This window comes from Acinetobacter sp. YH12069 (assembly GCF_013419675.1).
GTDB lineage: Bacteria > Pseudomonadota > Gammaproteobacteria > Pseudomonadales > Moraxellaceae > Acinetobacter > Acinetobacter amyesii.
Map to the genome: position 1 here is coordinate 1 of NZ_VOZS01000058.1, position 1,274 is coordinate 1,274.

Below are 1,274 nucleotides of genomic sequence, written 5' to 3' on the forward strand. Positions count from 1 at the left end.
TGATGTGTGCTTAAAAAACAGGAGGGTTTAACTTGGTAAACTATACATACTCATTAGGAGTTTACCATGAGCAAGAAACAGAAGACTTACACCGCAGAATTTAAAGCTGAAGCCATAAAAGCCATTGAAGAGAACCAAGGTAATGTATCGGAATCCGCTAGACAACTTGGCATTTCAATGCAAACCCTTTCGAACTGGAATAACAAAGCAAAGGCTGGAACTTTAGCAGGCACAAAACAGTATTCGCCCGATCTAAACGCCTTACTCGAAGAAAATAAGAAGCTTAAACAACAGCTCAAAACAGCTGAAATGGAACGTGAATTTTTAAAAAAGGCAGCAGCGTACTTTGCCAAAGAAAGTCAGTGAGGTACGCCTATATGAAATCGCAAAGCCACTTATTTCCGATTATTTTAATGGCTCGATTACTTCGTGTATCCGTTTCTCGCTTTTATGATTGGCTAAAGCGAGGCATGAGTAAAAGATCAATTCAGCGAAATCAGCAGACAATTTTGGTCAAAATAGCCCATGAAGAAACCAAACAAAGCTATGGCTATGTTCGATTAACCAAGCATTTACAAGCGCAAGGTATCAAAATAAGTACGTATGCTGTGCGCCAAATAAAAAAATCAAATCAGTTGTATTGTAAGCGCCATAAGCGTTTCAAAAGAACCACGAACAGTGATCACAACCGTTCTATTTATGACAATTTACTCAAGCAACAGTTTTCAATGACGAAGCCTAATCTTGCGTGGTCGAGTGACATTACCTACATTTGGACGGCTGAGGGCTGGTTGTACTTGGCAGCTGTCAAAGATCTTTACACGAAACAGGTTGTTGGCTATAGCTTAAATGAGCGCATGACAGCCAAGCTTGTTTGTGATGCATTGAATATGGCTATTCGCAATCAGAAACCTGCTAAAGATCTCATTGTACATTCAGATAGAGGCAGCCAATATTGCAGTAATGAATATCGAAACTTACTTGAGAAATTTGATTTTCAGGGTTCAATGAGCAAAAAAGGCGACTGCTTTGATAATGCACCGATAGAGAGTTTCTGGGGCATACTCAAAAATGAACTAGTCCATCATCGCAACTACAAAACAAGGGAAGAAGCCAAAGCGGATATTACAAAATATATAGAGTTATTTTATAATCAGCGAAGAATTCAAAAAGGCTTGGATTTTAAGACACCAAATCAAATGGCAGAAGACTTTTATCGGTTAGCTGCCTAGAATCTCCCAAGTGAAAGTCTCCTGCTAATTCAGCACACATCA

The 1,274-nt window shown here is 39.1% G+C and carries 1 protein-coding gene; it reads left to right on the forward strand.

Features of this window, described 5'->3' with window-relative positions; translation table 11 throughout:
• Window positions 1–66 precede the first annotated feature (66 nt).
• Window positions 67–1,232, forward strand: a protein-coding gene (locus FTU16_RS16400; RefSeq protein ID WP_119285041.1) for an IS3 family transposase whose coding sequence is annotated in 2 segments (ribosomal slippage) — window positions 67–325 and window positions 325–1,232 — 1,167 coding nt in all. Because the reading frame shifts where the segments join, the coding sequence is not laid out codon by codon here.
• Window positions 1,233–1,274: the final 42 nt, after the last annotated feature.